Genomic DNA, 16,690 nt, shown 5'->3' with positions numbered 1-16,690 from the left:
AATTTCGAGGTTAACAATGAGTGTATTAGTTGATAAACAAACCAAAGTTCTTTGTCAAGGTTTTACTGGCAAGCAAGGTACTTATCATTCAGAGCAAGCTATTGAATATGGAACGCTTATGGTTGGAGGGGTGACCCCAGGTAAAGGTGGGCAAACTCATCTGGGACTGCCAGTATTTAATACGATGCGCGATGCAGTAGAAGTAACCCAAGCAGATGCCAGCGTTATTTATGTTCCTGCTCCTTTTTGTAAAGACTCAATTATTGAAGCTGCTGATGCTGGAATTAAATTAATCGTTTGTATTACTGAAGGTGTTCCAGTATTAGATATGCTTGATGTTAAAGTATATCTGGAAAAAAATACCCAAGCTCGTTTAATTGGTCCTAACTGCCCAGGTATTATTACTCCTGGTGAGTGCAAAATTGGAATTATGCCTGGTTCAATTCATTTACCGGGTAAAGTAGGTATTGTTTCACGTTCTGGCACTTTGACTTATGAGGCAGTAAAACAAACTACTGATAAAGGCTTTGGCCAAAGTACCTGTATCGGTATTGGTGGTGACCCAATTCCAGGAACAAGTTTTATTGATGCGTTAGCTTTATTTGAAAAAGATCCACAAACGAAAGCCATTATTATGGTGGGTGAAATTGGTGGTTCTGCAGAAGAAGAAGCTGCGCAATACATTAAAGCACATGTTAAAAAGCCAGTTGTTTCTTATATTGCCGGAGTTACTGCTCCCGCGGGTAAGCGTATGGGGCATGCTGGTGCGATTATTTCTGGTGGTAAAGGTACTGCGGCAGAAAAATATGCTGCTTTGGAAGCTGCTGGTGTAAAAACAGTTCGTTCTCCAGCAGATTTAGGTGATGCTGTTGCCGAAGTAACCGGATGGTAATCAAAAAATAGCTTCTTTTTCGGTGCTTCTGTAATTTTGTCGTTCCCGCCTTCGCGGGGATGACAATAAATATTTTAATTTAATGGCAGTGGTCCAGGCACATGCTTAGCTTAATAAGTAGTAAATGCGCAAAGGAAGTTATTCATATTGTTGAAGGTATTTCATGACGAATTTTAGAAGTATTGCCGATATTAGACGCGATTATGGTGAACTAAAACTCAATGATGAGTCGCTTCCAAGTGATCCCTTAACGCAATTTCAATTATGGTTTCAGGATGTATTAAAGAATGAGACTCATGATCCCACGGCCATGGTTTTATCGACCGTGGATGAGAATGGATATCCTGATTCACGAGTTGTTTTATTGAAAGGACTTGAAGGTGGAAGTTTTATTTTTTATACCAATTATCAAAGTGTAAAATCAGTACAACTACAAAAAAATCCTTATGCTGCCTTGAATTTCTATTGGCCGCACATGGCAAGACAAATTCGTATACGTGGAACTGTGCGTCTCGTTAGTGAAATTCAATCAGATCTTTATTTTGCTTCACGTCCAGTCAAAAGCCAATTTAGTGCTATTGCTTCGCCACAAAGTCGAGAAATTCCTAACCGTGAATTTTTAGAAAAAGTTCTAAATGACTTAATTCAAAAGCATGGTAAAAAGCCTGTAGTGCGACCTGAGTTTTGGGGTGGTTATAGGGTGATCCCTGAAGAAATTGAATTTTGGCAGGGTAGAGATAATCGTTTACATGATAGAATTAAATATTTCTATACAGATGGACAGTGGCATCATCATCGTTTGGCACCTTAACGGCAATAATTGCCGCCTACATTGAAATTTTTGCCTGTAAATAATTTTGTTACTTAATTATTGCAGTTCATTACAAAAACGTGGTGCGCAAAATAAAATCTAAAAAATAAGTTTATACCATAACCATTATATGTTTTTAAAAATATAATTCATTAAAATTCAATAGGTTAAAAATAAAATTAATATAATTATCAAGCTTGGCCTGCTAATTGCATCTATATAAGCAGAAATCATAAAAGGGAAATGAGATCTAAAGTGCTAATCTAAATTGTGAAAAATTAGTAAATGTTTTTAGTTTGGAAGTTGGCTGTATTTTAAAGTCGTAAAATTGATTTAAGTGTTTAAATAATTATCAAAACGGCACTTAATTTTAATTATAATACAATTTGGAGTAATGCAGTTGAATTGAGTAAATATAGAAAAGCTACATAATTGAGGGTACAAACATGAACGACACTACAGCCTTACTACCATATATCAAATTACACTTTAACATTGAGCATCCAAATTACGAAGAAAGCTATGCGGCAGGGTATGAATCTGCTTTAGCCTATGCGGCTGAAGAAGATAACCCCTTTCCAGCAGGATCTCAAGAAGCCGAACATTGGTTGGAAGGCTGGTGGGACGCATTATCAGGTGATGAGCCTTTATTTGAGATGAGCACTTATGTTACTGATGAGGCTCCAATAGCTAAAGAGATTGCTGCTAATGATAAACAATATTGCCAAAAGCATGGTTTCTTATCATTGGTGATTGAAATTAGTGGTGCTATTGCCGCTTCAGCAATCGTAGGTTATCAACTATTTGAGCTTGTTGCTTAAGAAGAGGAAAAAGTGTTCCGTATTAGCGCAGTATGATGCGGGCACTATTCCTCGGCTGTGTCTCATTCAAGATGCCGGTTTTTTAAGACCACCTCTCTTGGTTAGATGTAGTCTAGATAGCATTATTTAAATTTAGGCGCAGTATCTTTTTCTTTCTCACATTCTACATCTTCTCTTTGTGTCATTGGATCTTTAAATTTTGTTTTAAATTCTTTAAACGAAGTAGCTGCGTTGGCTTCTTTTATTTGACCTTTATCATTCTTAGTCTGTGTAAAGAAAGATATCCTATGAGAAGCAATAGCCTCAAATACAGATGTGATGCGCGCATCTTTAGATTGTAATAATTGAGCTCTTTCTTCTATAGGCACGTTTGCCAAAGCAAATTCAATTTTGCGTGCTTTTCTGTGCATACCGATGGTATGCCAACTGCTTTTTTTATCAAATTTATCTATAATTGCTTTTATCTCTTGGTTTTCTGGAGAATTTAAACCAGTAAGAATTCGTTGCATTTTATTAACTTGAGTGGTTATGTTTTTCAATTGTTCATCGATGTTTGTGTTTTTAGTTACCGCTTTATTACAGGCATCTAGAAACTTATCCATTTCTTTATCGTTCTTACCTACTTTTAAAGCATTTAAACTCTTTTGCAGCATTTCATATTCAGAAAGTTTATCAGCTATGGCCAGATGTTTTTGTAAATTTTCTGTAAATCGTTGCATTTTGCCTTTTAAAACATCTATTGAGGTAATGCTATTTGTTACAGGCTTTTCTCTTTGAAGTGGTGGTAGAGAAGTAATATATTTATTATCGGAAAATTTTGAGGAATTTATTTTGTTTATTAGTTCATCGCATTTCTCAGAAATTTTTTTATATTCTGTTAACTTAACTTGATTTTGTTCTACATTTGAAGAAAATTTATCCAACTTGAATTTCAAATCATTTATTGAGGTTGCACCAAGTACTGCTAGATATCTTTCTCTTGCCAGATTCTCGATAGTGATAACCGGTTGGCTGTTCACTTTAATTGCACTAATTTGTTGCATTTTTTGCGCACATTGATTAACACTTTCTTCCAATTTATCTAATGAATCACTAATTTTTGCCAATGTATCACTTTGACTTATACCTGTTTTCTTATCTGTCTCAATGCTCTTATCCACGAGAGAGCGTAATGAAATTTTTAAATCAAGACTTAAATTTCTTGCTCTATCACATATTTTTTTATATTCCGAATTAGAAAGAAGAGATAATTGTTGGAGTTTATTATCAGCATCTTTCATACTCATTCTGGAGTCAGGAGGATCTTGGATAAGCTGTTCTATAAGTCGCTTATATTCTTTACCAATATCAGTTTGAAATATTGGCTTGTTTAAATCAATTTTATCGGGCCAATCCCCTGTAAGGTATGTATATATATTGCGCCCTAAAAGAGAAGAGTGTAACTGTTTCGCATTAAATGACGGATTATTAATTTGATTATTAATTTCTTGGGGCCTAAATCCAGGTGTCCTCATTACCCAAACATGTTCATTTCCAGGAATTGTGTGGCTATATATCCCGTTCTTACTAGTAAATACAAAACTTTTTGTATCAGCCAAGCGAATTTTCCCATTGCCATCCACCAACCAATTAGTTAACTTGGAATCTGGGAAGCAACAATTGGCTTTTTGAATATCCATAAATACCTGAGCCATTTGACGCATAATATCACTGCACTCTCTAAATGTTTCCTCTTGTCCTTTTTCTCTAATTTTTTTACTATGCTCGTTTGCTGAACCTGAAGTACATAGATCGGTTACAAGTAATGTTCTGGATGCGAGAGCCCCTTTATCATCTGTTCCTCTAACTTGACGAGCAGCATAAATAGGAATGAAAACATCTCCAAGAGCATCCCGTAAATGTTGCTCTACATTTCTTGGCATTTCAAGACGATTATCTATTTTTAGAACTTTAGCATTTCCATAATTTGGGTCAGTAGGATCAATATTTATAATTTTATAATTCCTGGAATTAGCACCTCCTAGAAACTCAATTGAATGTTTGTTTAGAAACTCTCTCCATTGATTGGCTTCTACAGAGATATCTTTAGGATCATATAATTCTATCAAATCTTGTTGAATTCTGTTTTTTTGTGAGGGCATGTCTTTGTGTAAAATACTCATTAATTTGTCAGCTTTTTTAGGTGACATATCAGAGAGGATATGGGCAATAGGAATATCGGCACTTCCGACTTTTAACATAGTATTGACATTATTTTCAGTAAAAGCTTTTTTTATCTGAGTAAATAAATCTCCTTTTACAGTATGAAATTTTTTTGCTTTAACTAAAATATTTGGTGGTGTATATAAATCAACATAATCTATGGCTTGTTGCATTTTGATTAATGCAGCCTTCTTGGTGCTGGAATCTTTGGCAGAGTTAAATTCATTTATAGCTTTATTGATGTCTTCTCGAAATTTATTATAATGAAGAGGAGGTAAGCCTAAATTATCATATGCTTTTGAAAGTTCATCAAATTTTATCTTTTTAGGAGGCCGTATTTTAGGCTCTTGAAGTAAATTTTTAACCATATGAATTCCTTGCGTAGTTCATAAGCATAATTATAGATCAGAAAGGGTTGAAAAAGAACATCATTGATTGTTTTTTAATAATTTTGGACATATATTTATAATAACATGATGGATTGATGCCTTTTTTATTTGGAGCTAATTATGGTAACGACCTTTGAGGAACTTTGTAGAGAGCTGGATATAAAATCTTCTTCATCAAATCAAGATTTAGAAAAGTTAATCCATTGGTGTGAGAATACAATAAGTACAGATATTCATTTTCAAGGAGCTCTTCAGGAGCGTTTGGATTTTTATAAGGATCTAGCCACAGATTTTCTTGAGTATATTAAACCAAATGTGCTAGTGGATAATTTAACTGCTCCAGTTTCTCTTTTTGAAGAGAAAACATCGTTACAAGTTATTGTTGACTCTGGATTAAACATCTATTTAAAAGCACTCAACCCGTCCGCAATGCAAGTAAATAGTAAAGTAAATGGAGTGACATTACTTCTTTTATCCGCGGTTAGAGGTCATTTACATACTACGGAAACATTATTATCTCTAGGAGCCAATCCTAAAGAAAAAAATAATAAAGGTGCTCCTATTTTGTTTGTTACATTAGCACTCCCCATCGATCATGATGAGCAAATGAAAATCAATAAACAATCAATTTACATCTTGCTTAGTCCTTATTTTGATAATATTTTGAATGAAAGAAATGAATCTGGCGATACAATTTTGCATATTATGTCCCTAAACGGGTATGACCAATTGATTGATAGCCTACTTTCTGAAGAGCAGACAAAAGAGCTTGCTTTTATTGCAAATAATTCAATACATTACCCTATACATGCAGCCATTTTAAATGGCCAGCATCATTGTGTTAATTCACTGATAAGAGTTGATGGAGTAGAAAAATTAACGGATGCCAAAGGACGTAATGCACTGCATTATGCAGCCTTATATAGTGATAGAGAGATGGTAAAAAGTTGCTTAAAATTTTGCTCCAAGGATTCATTTGATATACATCATCAAAACCCATTAATCTTGGCATCTATTGCAAATAATGCTGATGTTGTTGCAGAATTACTTAATTGTGGCTCTGAGATTAATGCAACAGATGATGAACATAGAAGTGCCTTACACTATGCTGTTGCATTGAATAAGTTGAGCGTGGTTAAACAATTATTGGAAAATCCAAATATTAATGTAAATATTAGTGATAGCTATTCTCAGAATCCTCTTGATTTAGTGCAACAAAACACTACAGAAGGAGCGCAGATTAATGAATTATTAATTGCTCATAGAGCAACGCATGGCCAAAGCCTAACAAATTCAATGTGTTGACATCATTCGTTACTTAGTCTTTGAAAAATTTTAATACTAAAGAGCGCATTCTGGCAATTTCAGAGGCATTAAATTCTTTATAGGTATCACTTCCAATATTGAGGCAAACAGTCACGTTTTCTCCAATTCCTTTAATTAAATCTACCCCTGATAGTTTAAGAATATTGATTTCTTGAGTAATTTGACCTGCCCATGCATCCAGGTAACTCATTTTTGTAAAGACAGGCAGAAAAATTTCATTTTGTTCCTGTAAAAATAAAACTTGTGGTTCTTTTTCAGCAGATGTACGTTCTATAGGAATAATAAAATTGGCTTTAATGAATTCAATATAAGCCTTATTCGCTTCTTTGGTATTTCCCGCAGTCTTAAAGGCTTCTTTAATTGCTTGATCCAGTGCATTCATAATAAAAAGATTGAACAAAGTAAAAAAGAGAATTATAACTGACTATTTTGATTAATGAAATCAAACTATATGTTGAAATAAGTGTCAGCAACAGTATAATGTAATGTTGATCTTGTCGATTTATTGGTCATTTTTTAAATAAATATGGCAAATGGAGTTTTGTTTTTATTGATGTACCAGTGGCTGGCAATAATTTTTGACTGAGCTCATAAAACAAAGCAAATTAGGGCTTTCTGTAAGTAGAGATTTTATGAATAAAGTAAATGAGTCAACAACAGGCAACCGTAAGAGCCATTTAGAATATGCATGGTTGATATGGGGGCTTGCTGCTGCTTTTTATTTTTCAGATTATATGGCACGAGTTGCACCAGGCGTAATGCATCGTTATTTACAAATCGATTTTGGTATTAATGAAGCTGAATTTGGCATTTTGACCGCATCTTTCTATGTACCTTATATTTTCATGCAAATTCCTGTAGGTTTAACTGTGGATCGAATCAGTATCCGTGGGTTATTAACGGTGATGTCTTTAATTACTGCATTTGGCTGCTGTGTTTTTGGTTTAGCTGATGGGCTATTAATGGGATCCATTGGCCGTATGTTGATTGGTTTTAGCGCCGCGTTTGCTTTTGTTTGTTCTTTACGTTTGGCTACTTCCTGGTTTCCACCAACCATGCTTGGCTTGCTTGCTGGCTTAACTCAATCTTTGGGAATGCTAGGGGCTGCAGCAGGTGAAGCACCTGTATCTTTCCTGGTGAGCAATGTGGGCTGGCGTCATAGTATGTTGATTATTGCTTTTCTTTTCATTGCCTTGGCAGGGTTACTCTATCAATTTATCCAGGATACTCCAGAAGGGCATAGTAGTAATGTGCATCCAGTGAATAGACTGAGTATTCTTGAAAGTTTAAAAGTTATTCTTTCATGCAAACAGACCTGGATTAATGCTTTGTATGCGGGCTTTTTATTTGGCCCGACGGCTGTGATCGGTGAGGCAATAGGCCCTGCTTACTTACAATTTGGCCGTGGATTAGGAGCGCATGCTGCTGCTTTTGCGACAGGATTGATTTTCATTGGTTGGGGAATTAGCGGTCCTATCTCTGGTTGGATTTCTGATCGTATAGGCCGTCGTAAGCCACTGATGATTTTTTCTGCACTTTCAGGCATTATATTGACTTCTATATTTGTATTTAGCCCCAATCTCACACAAAATTGGACTTATTTTATTTTCTTTGTTTTTGGTCTAACAAATACAGGTGTAGCCATTGCTTATGCAGTTTCTACTGAATTGCATCACCGAAACGTTGTGGGTACCTCAATTGCGTTTACCAACATGATTTCGATTTTTGTTGGTGCATTATTACAGCCGTTAGTTGGTCATTTAGTGGATATCGTTTCAGGAGGGCGTGCTTTTAATGTAGAGTCGCTATTACTCTCTGATTTTCAGGCAGGTTTAAAGCTATTACCTATATGTTCATTGATTGCCCTTATTTTAGCATTCGCTGTTAACGAAACTTATTGTAAACCTGTAAAATAGTTTTAATTTTCACCTTGATGCTTGGTTTTTTGGCTGAGCATCTCCTTCCCCATCCTCTTGTTTTTATTTCTCTTTAAATCATATCGCGCTACTATAATATTTACTGTTATACTTCACTCTATAATTTTACGAATGTATCACTAACATGGAGAACAGAATGAAAAAATTGGCAGGATTAGTCATTATCCTGGCCGCTTTACTTGTAGGCGGATACTATGGTATGGGTGTTCTAACTGAAAAAACCATTAAAAAGAATATTGAAGTAATGGATCAGTCAAATGGACTGCATGCGCAAATTGATAAGTACGACCGAGGCTTGTTTAGTTCAGAGGCAAAAATTAATTGGCAATTACATATTCCTGCTCGTGTCGTAACTGATGCTAATGGACAAACGCAGTCAATTCCCTCACAAGATTTCAAGATGGATATGCCACTGACTATTCATCATGGCCCAATTATCTTAACCAATCATGGAGTACGTTTCGGTTTGGGTTATGCAGAGTCTGTATTTCCATTTCCAAAACAATATGAAGATCAATTTGATGCTACTTTTTCAAAAGAATCTACCAAGCCTCAATTGGATATGAGTATTTTTGTAAATTATTTCAATCAAAGTACTCTGGATGCGAAAGTACCTCAATTTAAGTTATTTACTAAAGAAGGCAATGGCCAGATTGATTGGTTAGGTATGAATGCAACTAATACCATGTCGCCTGAAATGAAGAAAGTTGATGGTACCTTAACTTTAGATGGTGTACATGTAAGCAAAGGTGATTCAACTCTTAATTTAGGCCAAATATCAACTGAGTATAATTTGCATAAAACCGACTCAGGGTTGTATTTAGGCAGTGCAAATTTTGATTTACCTTCTTTTAGTAGTGTTGATAAAGGACAGAAAGTATTTGCAATTACGGATCTGGTCTTTAAATCAGATAGTGATATTAAGGAGCATTTGTTTAGTACAAGTTTGACTTTAAGTGTTAAGTCAATTTTAGTTAACGCAAAAACTTATGGTCCAGGAGATTTTGCAGTAGCAATAAGAAACCTTGATGCGGATGTATTAGCAAAAATCAATCAGCAAGCTGCTGCAATGCAAAATGCACCTGATGCGCAACGTCAGCAAGCGGTTATTGCTTTACTTCCAGAGATTCCCAAGTTATTTAGTAAGGGTGCTGAATTTGAAATTTCTAAGTTTAATTTAACCTTACCTGAGGGACAAGTTGACGGCAATCTCTTTGTATCTTTGCCTAAACAGGAGAATGCGAATCCATTTGAATTAATGCAAAAAATTCAAGGTAAAGCGAGGTTGAAAGTTCCTGCAGCAGCAGTAAAATCTCTTGTTCAACAATCTGTAGTACAACAAATGGCAAGACAGCCTGATTACCAAAACGCTTTGGTTCAACAATTACAAGGAGCTCAAACGACTACAAATCAAGGAAGTCAGCCCACTACACCTAGCATTGATCAACTTGCAGCAATACAAGCAGATAAGCAATTAAATGCATTGCAACAAAATGGCTTAATTATCACACAAGGTTCAGATTATTTAATTGAAGTTAGTCTGGAACAGGGCAAATTTATTGTTAATGGCAAACCATTTGATTCTTCGATGTTGAAGTTCTAAGTGATAGCAAGGCAGGCTGCTCCTGTAGCCTGCTGTGATTTATATAAAAAGGGAATTCGAATTAGTAGTTTTTTATGATCTGGGTATTAAATGTTGATTTTTAACATGGTTTTTTTAATTCTACCCTTGTCTGATACTGTTTGATTCGGTACTATACTGTTTTTAAAAGGAGGAGCTAATCATAATGACAACAATCAGTAATGAAGTTGGGGATACTACCGCTTCACTAGCCGAGAGCGTAACACTTTCAGTACAAAAATATTTTTCAGAGCTTAAGGGAACTGATCCTGTTGACTTATACCAGTTTGTGCTTGAAGAAATAGAGACTCCTCTATTTCGTGCAGTAATGGAACACTGTAAGTACAATCAGTCACGTGCTGCAATTATGCTGGGAATTAGTCGTGGAACATTGAGAACTAAGCTGCGACGTTATTTTGATGATAAATATGTTGGTACGCGTGATTAATTAATTTTTTAAAAAAAGAGGGAGCTTAGGCTCCTTTTTTTGTATACAGTAACAAATGAATAAAATGGGGGCCGTCACAGACCGTCTCTCTAAAGTGAATAATTTACATTAATTAAGAATACAGCTCTTTCGTATACATCACAAAAACGTATAAATTTCTCAGGAGCGAATGTTGCCTCTTCATCTACAATTGAGTCATCAAAAACGGCAATGATAAGTTGAGAATATCGTGCATCCACATGAGTTATTGGTGTCACTGAATCTCTGTTCAGCTTAGCAAGCTCTTTGATTTAAAGATAATTCTCTATTAATTGCCAGGAGATGATTGTTGTTAAATTCAGAAATAATTGCATTAATAGATTTATTATCACCTACAATTATAATACCAATCATCTCTATTTTCTTTGAGGAGAAATAAACGGGCTAATAAGTTCATCTTCAATACCTGGCTGTACGGATAAAGCCATTGCTGTTTGATGATAGTGAATTCTGGTTTGCAAATTTGAACGAAGTTCTGCATCTGAAGTAAGTAACATAAATAGTTTGAGATCTTCTACCTTTTCATTTTCTGTATGTTTCTTTATTTGGGTCGTTCTACTGACTTTAAGTAATTCCTTTACGCACTGAGCATCTTCCTTAGTACATTTAGGGTTCATTAATCCATGATAGATATCTTTAAATGAGTTGATTTTAGTTTGTTTTGGGCAAGAAAGTTCATCTAAAAGACCCGTCTCATTTTTTATTTTATGAATTTTTGTTTGGCATGCTTGTACTAAGGTTTTAAATTGTTCCGATGTTACTTTAAAAAGAGAAGCTTGTTTGTCAATAAATTCTTGCTGATCTGTTTCAGAAAGGTTGATCTTGTAACCATCGGCATTCGTATGGCCATAACGAATTTTATAATAGAGTCGCATGCATTGTTTTGCGGCAATATTAGTAATAAAGGCAAAAGCAGCCATCGAAATAAAAACTACATCTACCGTTAAAGGAATGGGTATGGGTAATCGTGAGATCATAAAAATTCCGAGAACCATACCAAGAGCAGGACTGAGTTTATTACTCATGTGTGCCACTACACTACCAACTATAGCTCCTATAGATATGAGCAATGGAGAGCGCGTCGCACTAATAAAATTTGTCAATAACCCCATTAGAACTGGCATTTGGCTAAATATCAGTAAGGCTAATATTCCTCCTGTAAGAGCAGCAAGCAAGGTACTTGCTAAAATGATGCTGGATTTTAGTTTTTTGCGTTCATGATATAAGTTATTGCTTGCATTAACAATACTCATGAGGGGAGTTAAAAGTAAATTATTAAAGACAAAAGTAGTAGAGAGCCATAAAGCCCATGTAATTGGTAAAACACTTATATAGCTTAGACCTAAAATAAAAACACCTAAACTTAAGGTAAATAGAAGGTTTGCACGATACGAAAATCTTTTATAACGCTCGACTGGAAAATGCTGTAATACATCATTTTTACTCATAAATTCTCTTTTTATTATAATCAGATTGGATAATTAAAATGCATTATTGTACTTTGCTAATTCTTTTAGGTCAAATAATTATCGAATGAATGTCGAATACAAATTCAGGTAGTGATTTCAATTCTTTGAGGAGCTATGTTGGAGGTAGTGTTTAAAAAATATGAATGTTCGCTATAAGGAATAAAGGCAAAGGGCAGTATCTGATTTCTCGCATTAGACATATGTTGCCTAATATGAGAAATCAGAAAATATCATTCAGCAAACATTGAACTCACGGATTCTTCTACATTTACGCGTTTAATTGCTTGTGCCAACATATCAGAAAGGCTAACAACGCGAATTTTATCGCAAGTGCGTGCTTCTTCAGATAAAGGAATTGTGTCAGTAATGACTACTTCATCAAGACCTGAATTCTTGATGTTCTTCACAGCTGGGCCAGATAAAACTGGGTGCGTAATATAGGCTCTAACAGTTTTAGCACCACTTTTCTTAAGCTCATGAGCAGCAGAACAAAGTGTTCCCGCAGTATCGACAATATCATCAATAATAATGCAGTTTTTATTAGTAGGATCACCAATGATATGCATGACTTCTGATTTGTTTGGGCCACTACGACGCTTATCAATAATCGCTAATTCAGCATGTTCAATACGTTTAGCAACCGCGCGAGCTCTAACAACCCCACCAACGTCAGGTGATACGACCATAATGTTGCCGAGATTTTGCTTGCTAATATCATCCAGTAATATTGGTGTTGAATAGACGTTATCTACAGGCATGTAGAAAAAGCCCTGAATTTGATCTGCGTGTAAATCAACAGTCAATACACGACAGATACCTACAGAGGCCATCATGTCTGCAACAATTTTTGCTGTAATTGGTACACGAGCTGAGCGAACTCGTCTATCTTGACGCGCATAACCAAAATAGGGAACAACTGCTGTAATACGTGCTGCAGAAGATCTTCTCAAGGCATCTGCCATGGTTAGAAGTTCCATTAGGTTATTATTGGATGGAGCGCAAGTGGATTGAATAATGAAAACGTCCCTACCTCGGACATTTTCTAAAATCTCAACCATAGTTTCGCCGTCACTGAAGGTACCGACAGTCGCTTGGCCAATAGGCAATTGTAAGTGTGCAGAAATCTTTTGAGCTAATTCCGGATTGGCATTACCGGTAAATATCATCATTGTGGACATGTGTAAAAAGCCTTAGATTTAGGGTCATCGTTAACTTAAACACATAGCAGAAGACAGCCAAAAAATATTATTATTATTTGAGCACCAACAAGAATGCATCCTTCCAGGTTATCTTCTGCTGTCTGTTTACTTGTGAATCAACAAGAATGTGGCAGGGGTGCTAGGATTCGAACCTAGGTATGCAGGGATCAAAACCCTGTGCCTTACCGCTTGGCGACACCCCTAAAAATTTGCAGATTCTTAAAAACTTTAAATAAGTAATTAAAAAGCTTTTATCCCTGCGATGTGCTGCGTATTTTGCAGATGTTTTACGTGCATGTCAACTTTGAAAGCAATAATTTTTTGTATTTTTTTAATTTTGATTGGGAGTAAATACACCATTAGGTTTTTGCTTGTAAATTTGGTATAATTTATAAGCAAAAACCTGATGATAGAGTAGGCTCTGTTAACATTTTTGAACTTTTTTTGATGCCTAAAACGACATGTCAACAGACCTTAGTTAATGCGTTTTCTAAATAGACCAGTTTTTAATCATTACCTTGACCATTAAACCATCGCCATCCAGACGTACTATTCCTGGAAGAGCGATACCTTTCACTGAAGTGTAATTACCAAAAGTAATGGTGTAACCACTTTGCCTTAATTGTACTAAGTTATTGTTTTGGTCACGTTGTTCGGAGCTGACTTTTCCAGGTGCTGGCAAACCTCTAACCCAATAATAAAGGTTATTTACCGGAAGTCGGACGCCAGTTTGTCGCTGTAATAACTCTTCAGCGTTGTTGGAGGTAATTCGCTTTGGCCCATCTTGATAAGAGATCGTGCTTCCTTTTTTATCAATAAGTACTGTACCTGCTCCCAAGGGACCCATTAAACGAATATGATAGGAGCTTGGGCCATTTTGCACCCAATTCATTGATGCAGACCAACCTTTTGATTTATTTTTTGCAGCCATTCCTCCACGAATTTGCCATGAAGAAACTGTATTCGCTTGTCCTTTATGTTGTTCTCCAGGAGTTACTTTATTAGCCGTAGTTGGTTCAGATTGTTTCAGTAAAGGTTGTTTTAGTAACGGTTGCTTTTCTAAAGATTGTTGTGTTTGTTGATCCATCACTGGCCTGGTTGTGGTACAGGCAGTTAATAAACAGATTGGAATTATTATGAAACGTTTTAAGTTATCCATGTTCACCTCAAGTCCGTGTAGTTTTTCGGTTAATAATACGCTAGACTGTTTGCCTACATAATCAGTCTTAAACTAAGTATGAAATCTAAAGCTATATATCCAGGAACCTTTGATCCGGTGACCAATGGTCATGTAGATATTATAGGCCGTGCTGCCACTATTTTCCCAGAAGTTATTGTAGCCGTTGCTAGTAATAAAGCAAAAAAGCCTTTTTTTCCTTTAGAAACAAGGATTAAATTAGTCAAAGAAGCTGTAGCACATTTATCGGGGGTTACCGTTTTGGGGTTTGATAATTTATTAATCGAATTTGTTCAAGAACAAAAAGCAGATGTCATTTTGCGTGGCTTGCGTGCTGTTTCTGATTTTGAATATGAATTTCAACTGGCGGGTATGAATCGTAAATTATACAAACGGGTAGAAACCCTATTTTTAACACCTTCAGAACATGTCATGTTTATCTCTTCCACTTTAGTGCGTGAAATAGCCTTATTAGATGGCGATATTTCACAATTTGTTCCAGCGTGTGTTGTCAAAGAAATCGAAATGAGACAGAAAAACAATGGTAGTGTATAGTCAAAAATTACGATATTTATTGCAAGTTATTGTAATTTCTAGTAGTTTCTTGGCTTGCTATAGTGCTTATCCCAGGCAGTTACCCACTCATCCTCCAGGTTATGCTGTTGCTACAGCAAATCCATTGGCAACGAACGCTGCTTTGGGAATTCTAGCACAAGGAGGTAATGCTTTTGACGCGGCAGTGGCGGCAGCTGCAGTGTTGGCGGTGGTAGAACCTTATCATACAGGTTTGGGCGGAGGAAGTTTTTGGTTGCTGCATCAAGAACGCACCCATAAAAACATTTTTGTTGATGCACGTGAAACAGCTCCTCTTGCTGCGACAAAAGGCATGTATTTAGACGCTCAAGGAAAAATTATTCCTGGTTTATCTTTAAATGGGGGGTTGGCCGCTGCTATTCCTGGGCAGCCGGCAGCATTGGTTTACCTTGCTAGAAATTATGGTCGCTTACCTTTAGCCACAACTTTGGCCCCAGCAATTAAATTCGCTCGGAAAGGCTTTCTTGTGGATAAGCAGTTAAATCGCTTTCTCAATATGGGGGATCGCCTGGAGCAAATAAAAAAATATCCGGCAACGGCAGCGCAATTTCTTAAAGAAGGCAGATCCTATCAAATTGGTGAGCGTTTAGTACAAACTGATTTGGCAAATACCTTACAGGCTCTTAGTGAACAAGGGGAGCAAGGTTTTTATGCAGGTAAAATCGCTGAGCGATTAGTTAAAAGCGTTAATGCCGCTGGGGGAAAGTGGACTTTGGCTGATTTGAGTCAATACCGCATTAAAATTCGAGAGCCATTAATTGGTGCATATCAAAATATGCTAATCATCACAGCCCCACCGCCATCTGCTGGAGGCGTGGCTCTATTAACCATGTTAAATATTCTTTCGCAATATCCCTTGGCAACGATGACCAAAGTGCAATGGATTCATTATGTAGTTGAATCCATGCGCTTGGCTTATTGGCAGCGTGATGAGTTCTTAGGTGATCCTGATTTTGTTGATGTACCTGTAGAGAAATTAATTTCTGCGGATAATGCAAAGCAATTAAGTTCGCTTATTCCTGAAAATAAGGCCATTCCTAGTAAAGTATTAAATGCCACAGGCTCACTGAATTGTAAGCCTTCAAACACAACACATATGTCAATTATTGATGCTGAAGGTAATCGGGTTGCGGCAACGATGACGGTTAATTTTATTTTTGGCTCAAGTGTGGTTGCTGAAGGAACGGGAGTGTTATTGAATGATGAAATGGATGATTTTACTGCAAAAGTAGGTGAAGCAAACGTGTTTGGCATTGTTGGTACTGACAAAAATGCAATCGCGCCAGGAAGACGGCCTGTATCTACCATGACCCCCACTTTTTTAGAAACTCCTGATCGAGTGGCAATTCTTGGTACACCAGGTGGTAGTCGTATTGCTACAATGGTTCTTTTGTCTTCCTTGATTTTTAAAGAAGATTTTGGTGCTATTAGTATGGTTTCCGGTATGCGATTCCATCATCAATTTTTGCCGGATGTACTGCAGTTTGAGCCGGATACTTTTTCACCAGTCATCCAGAATGCACTTAAAGCCATGGGTTATGATTTAATGCCTTTAAATCAATATTATGGTGATATGCAAGCGATCACTTGGGATAAAGGAGCCAATATATTAACAGCGGCATCAGATCCACGTGGAATTGGTTTGGCTGCTATGGTGGTTAGTACCACTGGTGGTTATGGTGTCAGATATTGACTGTTTTATGAGTTTTTTCGTAACTCCCCAGGTATTTAATTGAGCTCACCGGGCTTCCCCTCTCCACCGCGC

14 protein-coding genes and 1 tRNA gene are annotated in these 16,690 nt (G+C 36.4%); 9 read left to right on the top strand and 6 right to left on the bottom strand.

Translation table 11 applies throughout. From position 1 onward, the window contains the following. The first annotated feature begins 16 nt into the window (after positions 1-16). The 3 genes from sucD (at position 17) to QM652_RS05750 (ending at position 2,524) form a co-directional block, all read left to right on the top strand. A complete protein-coding gene (gene sucD / locus QM652_RS05760) occupies positions 17-892 on the top strand; it encodes a succinate--CoA ligase subunit alpha (protein ID WP_415073745.1) in 876 nt (291 codons plus the stop codon). Positions 893-1,055: 163 nt separating this feature from the next. Next, positions 1,056-1,703, top strand: coding sequence for a pyridoxamine 5'-phosphate oxidase (gene pdxH, locus QM652_RS05755; protein ID WP_415073743.1), 648 nt, complete (start codon positions 1,056-1,058; stop codon positions 1,701-1,703). A 446-nt stretch (positions 1,704-2,149) separates the two neighbouring features. Continuing rightward, on the top strand, positions 2,150-2,524 hold the full coding sequence (locus QM652_RS05750; protein WP_415073741.1) for a transmission trait enhancer LetE: 375 nt from the start codon (positions 2,150-2,152) through the stop codon (positions 2,522-2,524). Positions 2,525-2,646: 122 nt separating this feature from the next. Here QM652_RS05750 and QM652_RS05745 read toward each other — a convergent pair whose 3' ends face one another. Next, positions 2,647-5,094: a hypothetical protein gene (locus QM652_RS05745; protein WP_415073739.1), complete on the bottom strand. Its 2,448-nt coding sequence runs from the start codon at positions 5,092-5,094 to the stop codon at positions 2,647-2,649. 141 nt (positions 5,095-5,235) lie between these two features. Here QM652_RS05745 and QM652_RS05740 point away from each other — a divergent pair, with 141 nt between their 5' ends. Then, complete coding sequence (locus tag QM652_RS05740; RefSeq protein WP_415073737.1) at positions 5,236-6,420, top strand: ankyrin repeat domain-containing protein; 1,185 nt, start codon at positions 5,236-5,238, stop codon at positions 6,418-6,420. A 13-nt stretch (positions 6,421-6,433) separates the two neighbouring features. Here the strand turns inward: QM652_RS05740 and QM652_RS05735 are convergent, their stop codons facing one another. After that, positions 6,434-6,823 carry an SseB family protein gene (locus tag QM652_RS05735; protein WP_415073735.1) on the bottom strand — a complete coding sequence of 130 codons (390 nt, stop codon included), beginning with the start codon at positions 6,821-6,823 and terminating at the stop codon, positions 6,434-6,436. A 250-nt stretch (positions 6,824-7,073) separates the two neighbouring features. Here QM652_RS05735 and QM652_RS05730 point away from each other — a divergent pair, with 250 nt between their 5' ends. The 3 genes from QM652_RS05730 (at position 7,074) to QM652_RS05720 (ending at position 10,447) form a co-directional block, all read left to right on the top strand. Beyond that, positions 7,074-8,357, top strand: a complete 1,284-nt coding sequence (locus QM652_RS05730) for an MFS transporter (protein WP_415073733.1) — start codon at positions 7,074-7,076, stop codon at positions 8,355-8,357. Between the two features lie 157 nt (positions 8,358-8,514). Further along, positions 8,515-9,981, top strand: coding sequence for a YdgA family protein (locus QM652_RS05725; protein ID WP_415073731.1), 1,467 nt, complete (start codon positions 8,515-8,517; stop codon positions 9,979-9,981). A gap of 184 nt (positions 9,982-10,165) precedes the next feature. Beyond that, on the top strand, positions 10,166-10,447 hold the full coding sequence (locus QM652_RS05720) for a helix-turn-helix domain-containing protein (RefSeq protein WP_415073729.1): 282 nt from the start codon (positions 10,166-10,168) through the stop codon (positions 10,445-10,447). 395 nt (positions 10,448-10,842) lie between these two features. Here QM652_RS05720 and QM652_RS05715 read toward each other — a convergent pair whose 3' ends face one another. From QM652_RS05715 to lolB, 4 genes are all read right to left on the bottom strand, one after another. Continuing rightward, entirely contained in the window at positions 10,843-11,934 is a 1,092-nt protein-coding gene (locus tag QM652_RS05715) for a hypothetical protein (RefSeq protein WP_415073727.1), read from the bottom strand. A 251-nt stretch (positions 11,935-12,185) separates the two neighbouring features. Continuing rightward, entirely contained in the window at positions 12,186-13,133 is a 948-nt protein-coding gene (locus QM652_RS05710) for a ribose-phosphate pyrophosphokinase (RefSeq protein ID WP_415073725.1), read from the bottom strand. 149 nt (positions 13,134-13,282) lie between these two features. Beyond that, positions 13,283-13,357, bottom strand: a tRNA-Gln gene (locus tag QM652_RS05705). A 287-nt stretch (positions 13,358-13,644) separates the two neighbouring features. Next, the gene (lolB, locus tag QM652_RS05700) at positions 13,645-14,313 is read right to left on the bottom strand and encodes a lipoprotein insertase outer membrane protein LolB (protein ID WP_415073723.1); all 669 of its coding nucleotides are present in this window, start codon (positions 14,311-14,313) and stop codon (positions 13,645-13,647) included. A 78-nt stretch (positions 14,314-14,391) separates the two neighbouring features. Between lolB and coaD the strand changes: the two genes are divergently transcribed. Next, complete coding sequence (gene coaD / locus QM652_RS05695; RefSeq protein ID WP_415073721.1) at positions 14,392-14,886, top strand: pantetheine-phosphate adenylyltransferase; 495 nt, start codon at positions 14,392-14,394, stop codon at positions 14,884-14,886. Further along, the gene (ggt, locus tag QM652_RS05690; RefSeq protein ID WP_415073719.1) at positions 14,873-16,618 is read left to right on the top strand and encodes a gamma-glutamyltransferase; all 1,746 of its coding nucleotides are present in this window, start codon (positions 14,873-14,875) and stop codon (positions 16,616-16,618) included. Before coaD ends, ggt begins: the two co-directional genes overlap by 14 nt. Positions 16,619-16,690: the final 72 nt, after the last annotated feature.

The organism is Legionella sp., assembly GCF_047605385.1.
Classification (GTDB): Bacteria; Pseudomonadota; Gammaproteobacteria; order Legionellales; family Legionellaceae; genus Legionella.
The sequence above is the reverse complement of the archived record's forward strand: the minus strand, read 5'-3'. Positions and strand labels throughout refer to the sequence as shown.

Coding starts and splice junctions, on each gene's coding strand:
- sucD (WP_415073745.1), top strand. CDS start 17: ATGAGTGTATTAGTTGATAAACAAACCAAAGTTCTTTGTCAAGGTTTT.
- pdxH (WP_415073743.1), top strand. CDS start 1,056: ATGACGAATTTTAGAAGTATTGCCGATATTAGACGCGATTATGGTGAA.
- QM652_RS05750 (WP_415073741.1), top strand. CDS start 2,150: ATGAACGACACTACAGCCTTACTACCATATATCAAATTACACTTTAAC.
- QM652_RS05745 (WP_415073739.1), bottom strand. CDS start 5,094: ATGGTTAAAAATTTACTTCAAGAGCCTAAAATACGGCCTCCTAAAAAG.
- QM652_RS05740 (WP_415073737.1), top strand. CDS start 5,236: ATGGTAACGACCTTTGAGGAACTTTGTAGAGAGCTGGATATAAAATCT.
- QM652_RS05735 (WP_415073735.1), bottom strand. CDS start 6,823: ATGAATGCACTGGATCAAGCAATTAAAGAAGCCTTTAAGACTGCGGGA.
- QM652_RS05730 (WP_415073733.1), top strand. CDS start 7,074: ATGAATAAAGTAAATGAGTCAACAACAGGCAACCGTAAGAGCCATTTA.
- QM652_RS05725 (WP_415073731.1), top strand. CDS start 8,515: ATGAAAAAATTGGCAGGATTAGTCATTATCCTGGCCGCTTTACTTGTA.
- QM652_RS05720 (WP_415073729.1), top strand. CDS start 10,166: ATGACAACAATCAGTAATGAAGTTGGGGATACTACCGCTTCACTAGCC.
- QM652_RS05715 (WP_415073727.1), bottom strand. CDS start 11,934: ATGAGTAAAAATGATGTATTACAGCATTTTCCAGTCGAGCGTTATAAA.
- QM652_RS05710 (WP_415073725.1), bottom strand. CDS start 13,133: ATGTCCACAATGATGATATTTACCGGTAATGCCAATCCGGAATTAGCT.
- lolB (WP_415073723.1), bottom strand. CDS start 14,313: ATGGATAACTTAAAACGTTTCATAATAATTCCAATCTGTTTATTAACT.
- coaD (WP_415073721.1), top strand. CDS start 14,392: ATGAAATCTAAAGCTATATATCCAGGAACCTTTGATCCGGTGACCAAT.
- ggt (WP_415073719.1), top strand. CDS start 14,873: ATGGTAGTGTATAGTCAAAAATTACGATATTTATTGCAAGTTATTGTA.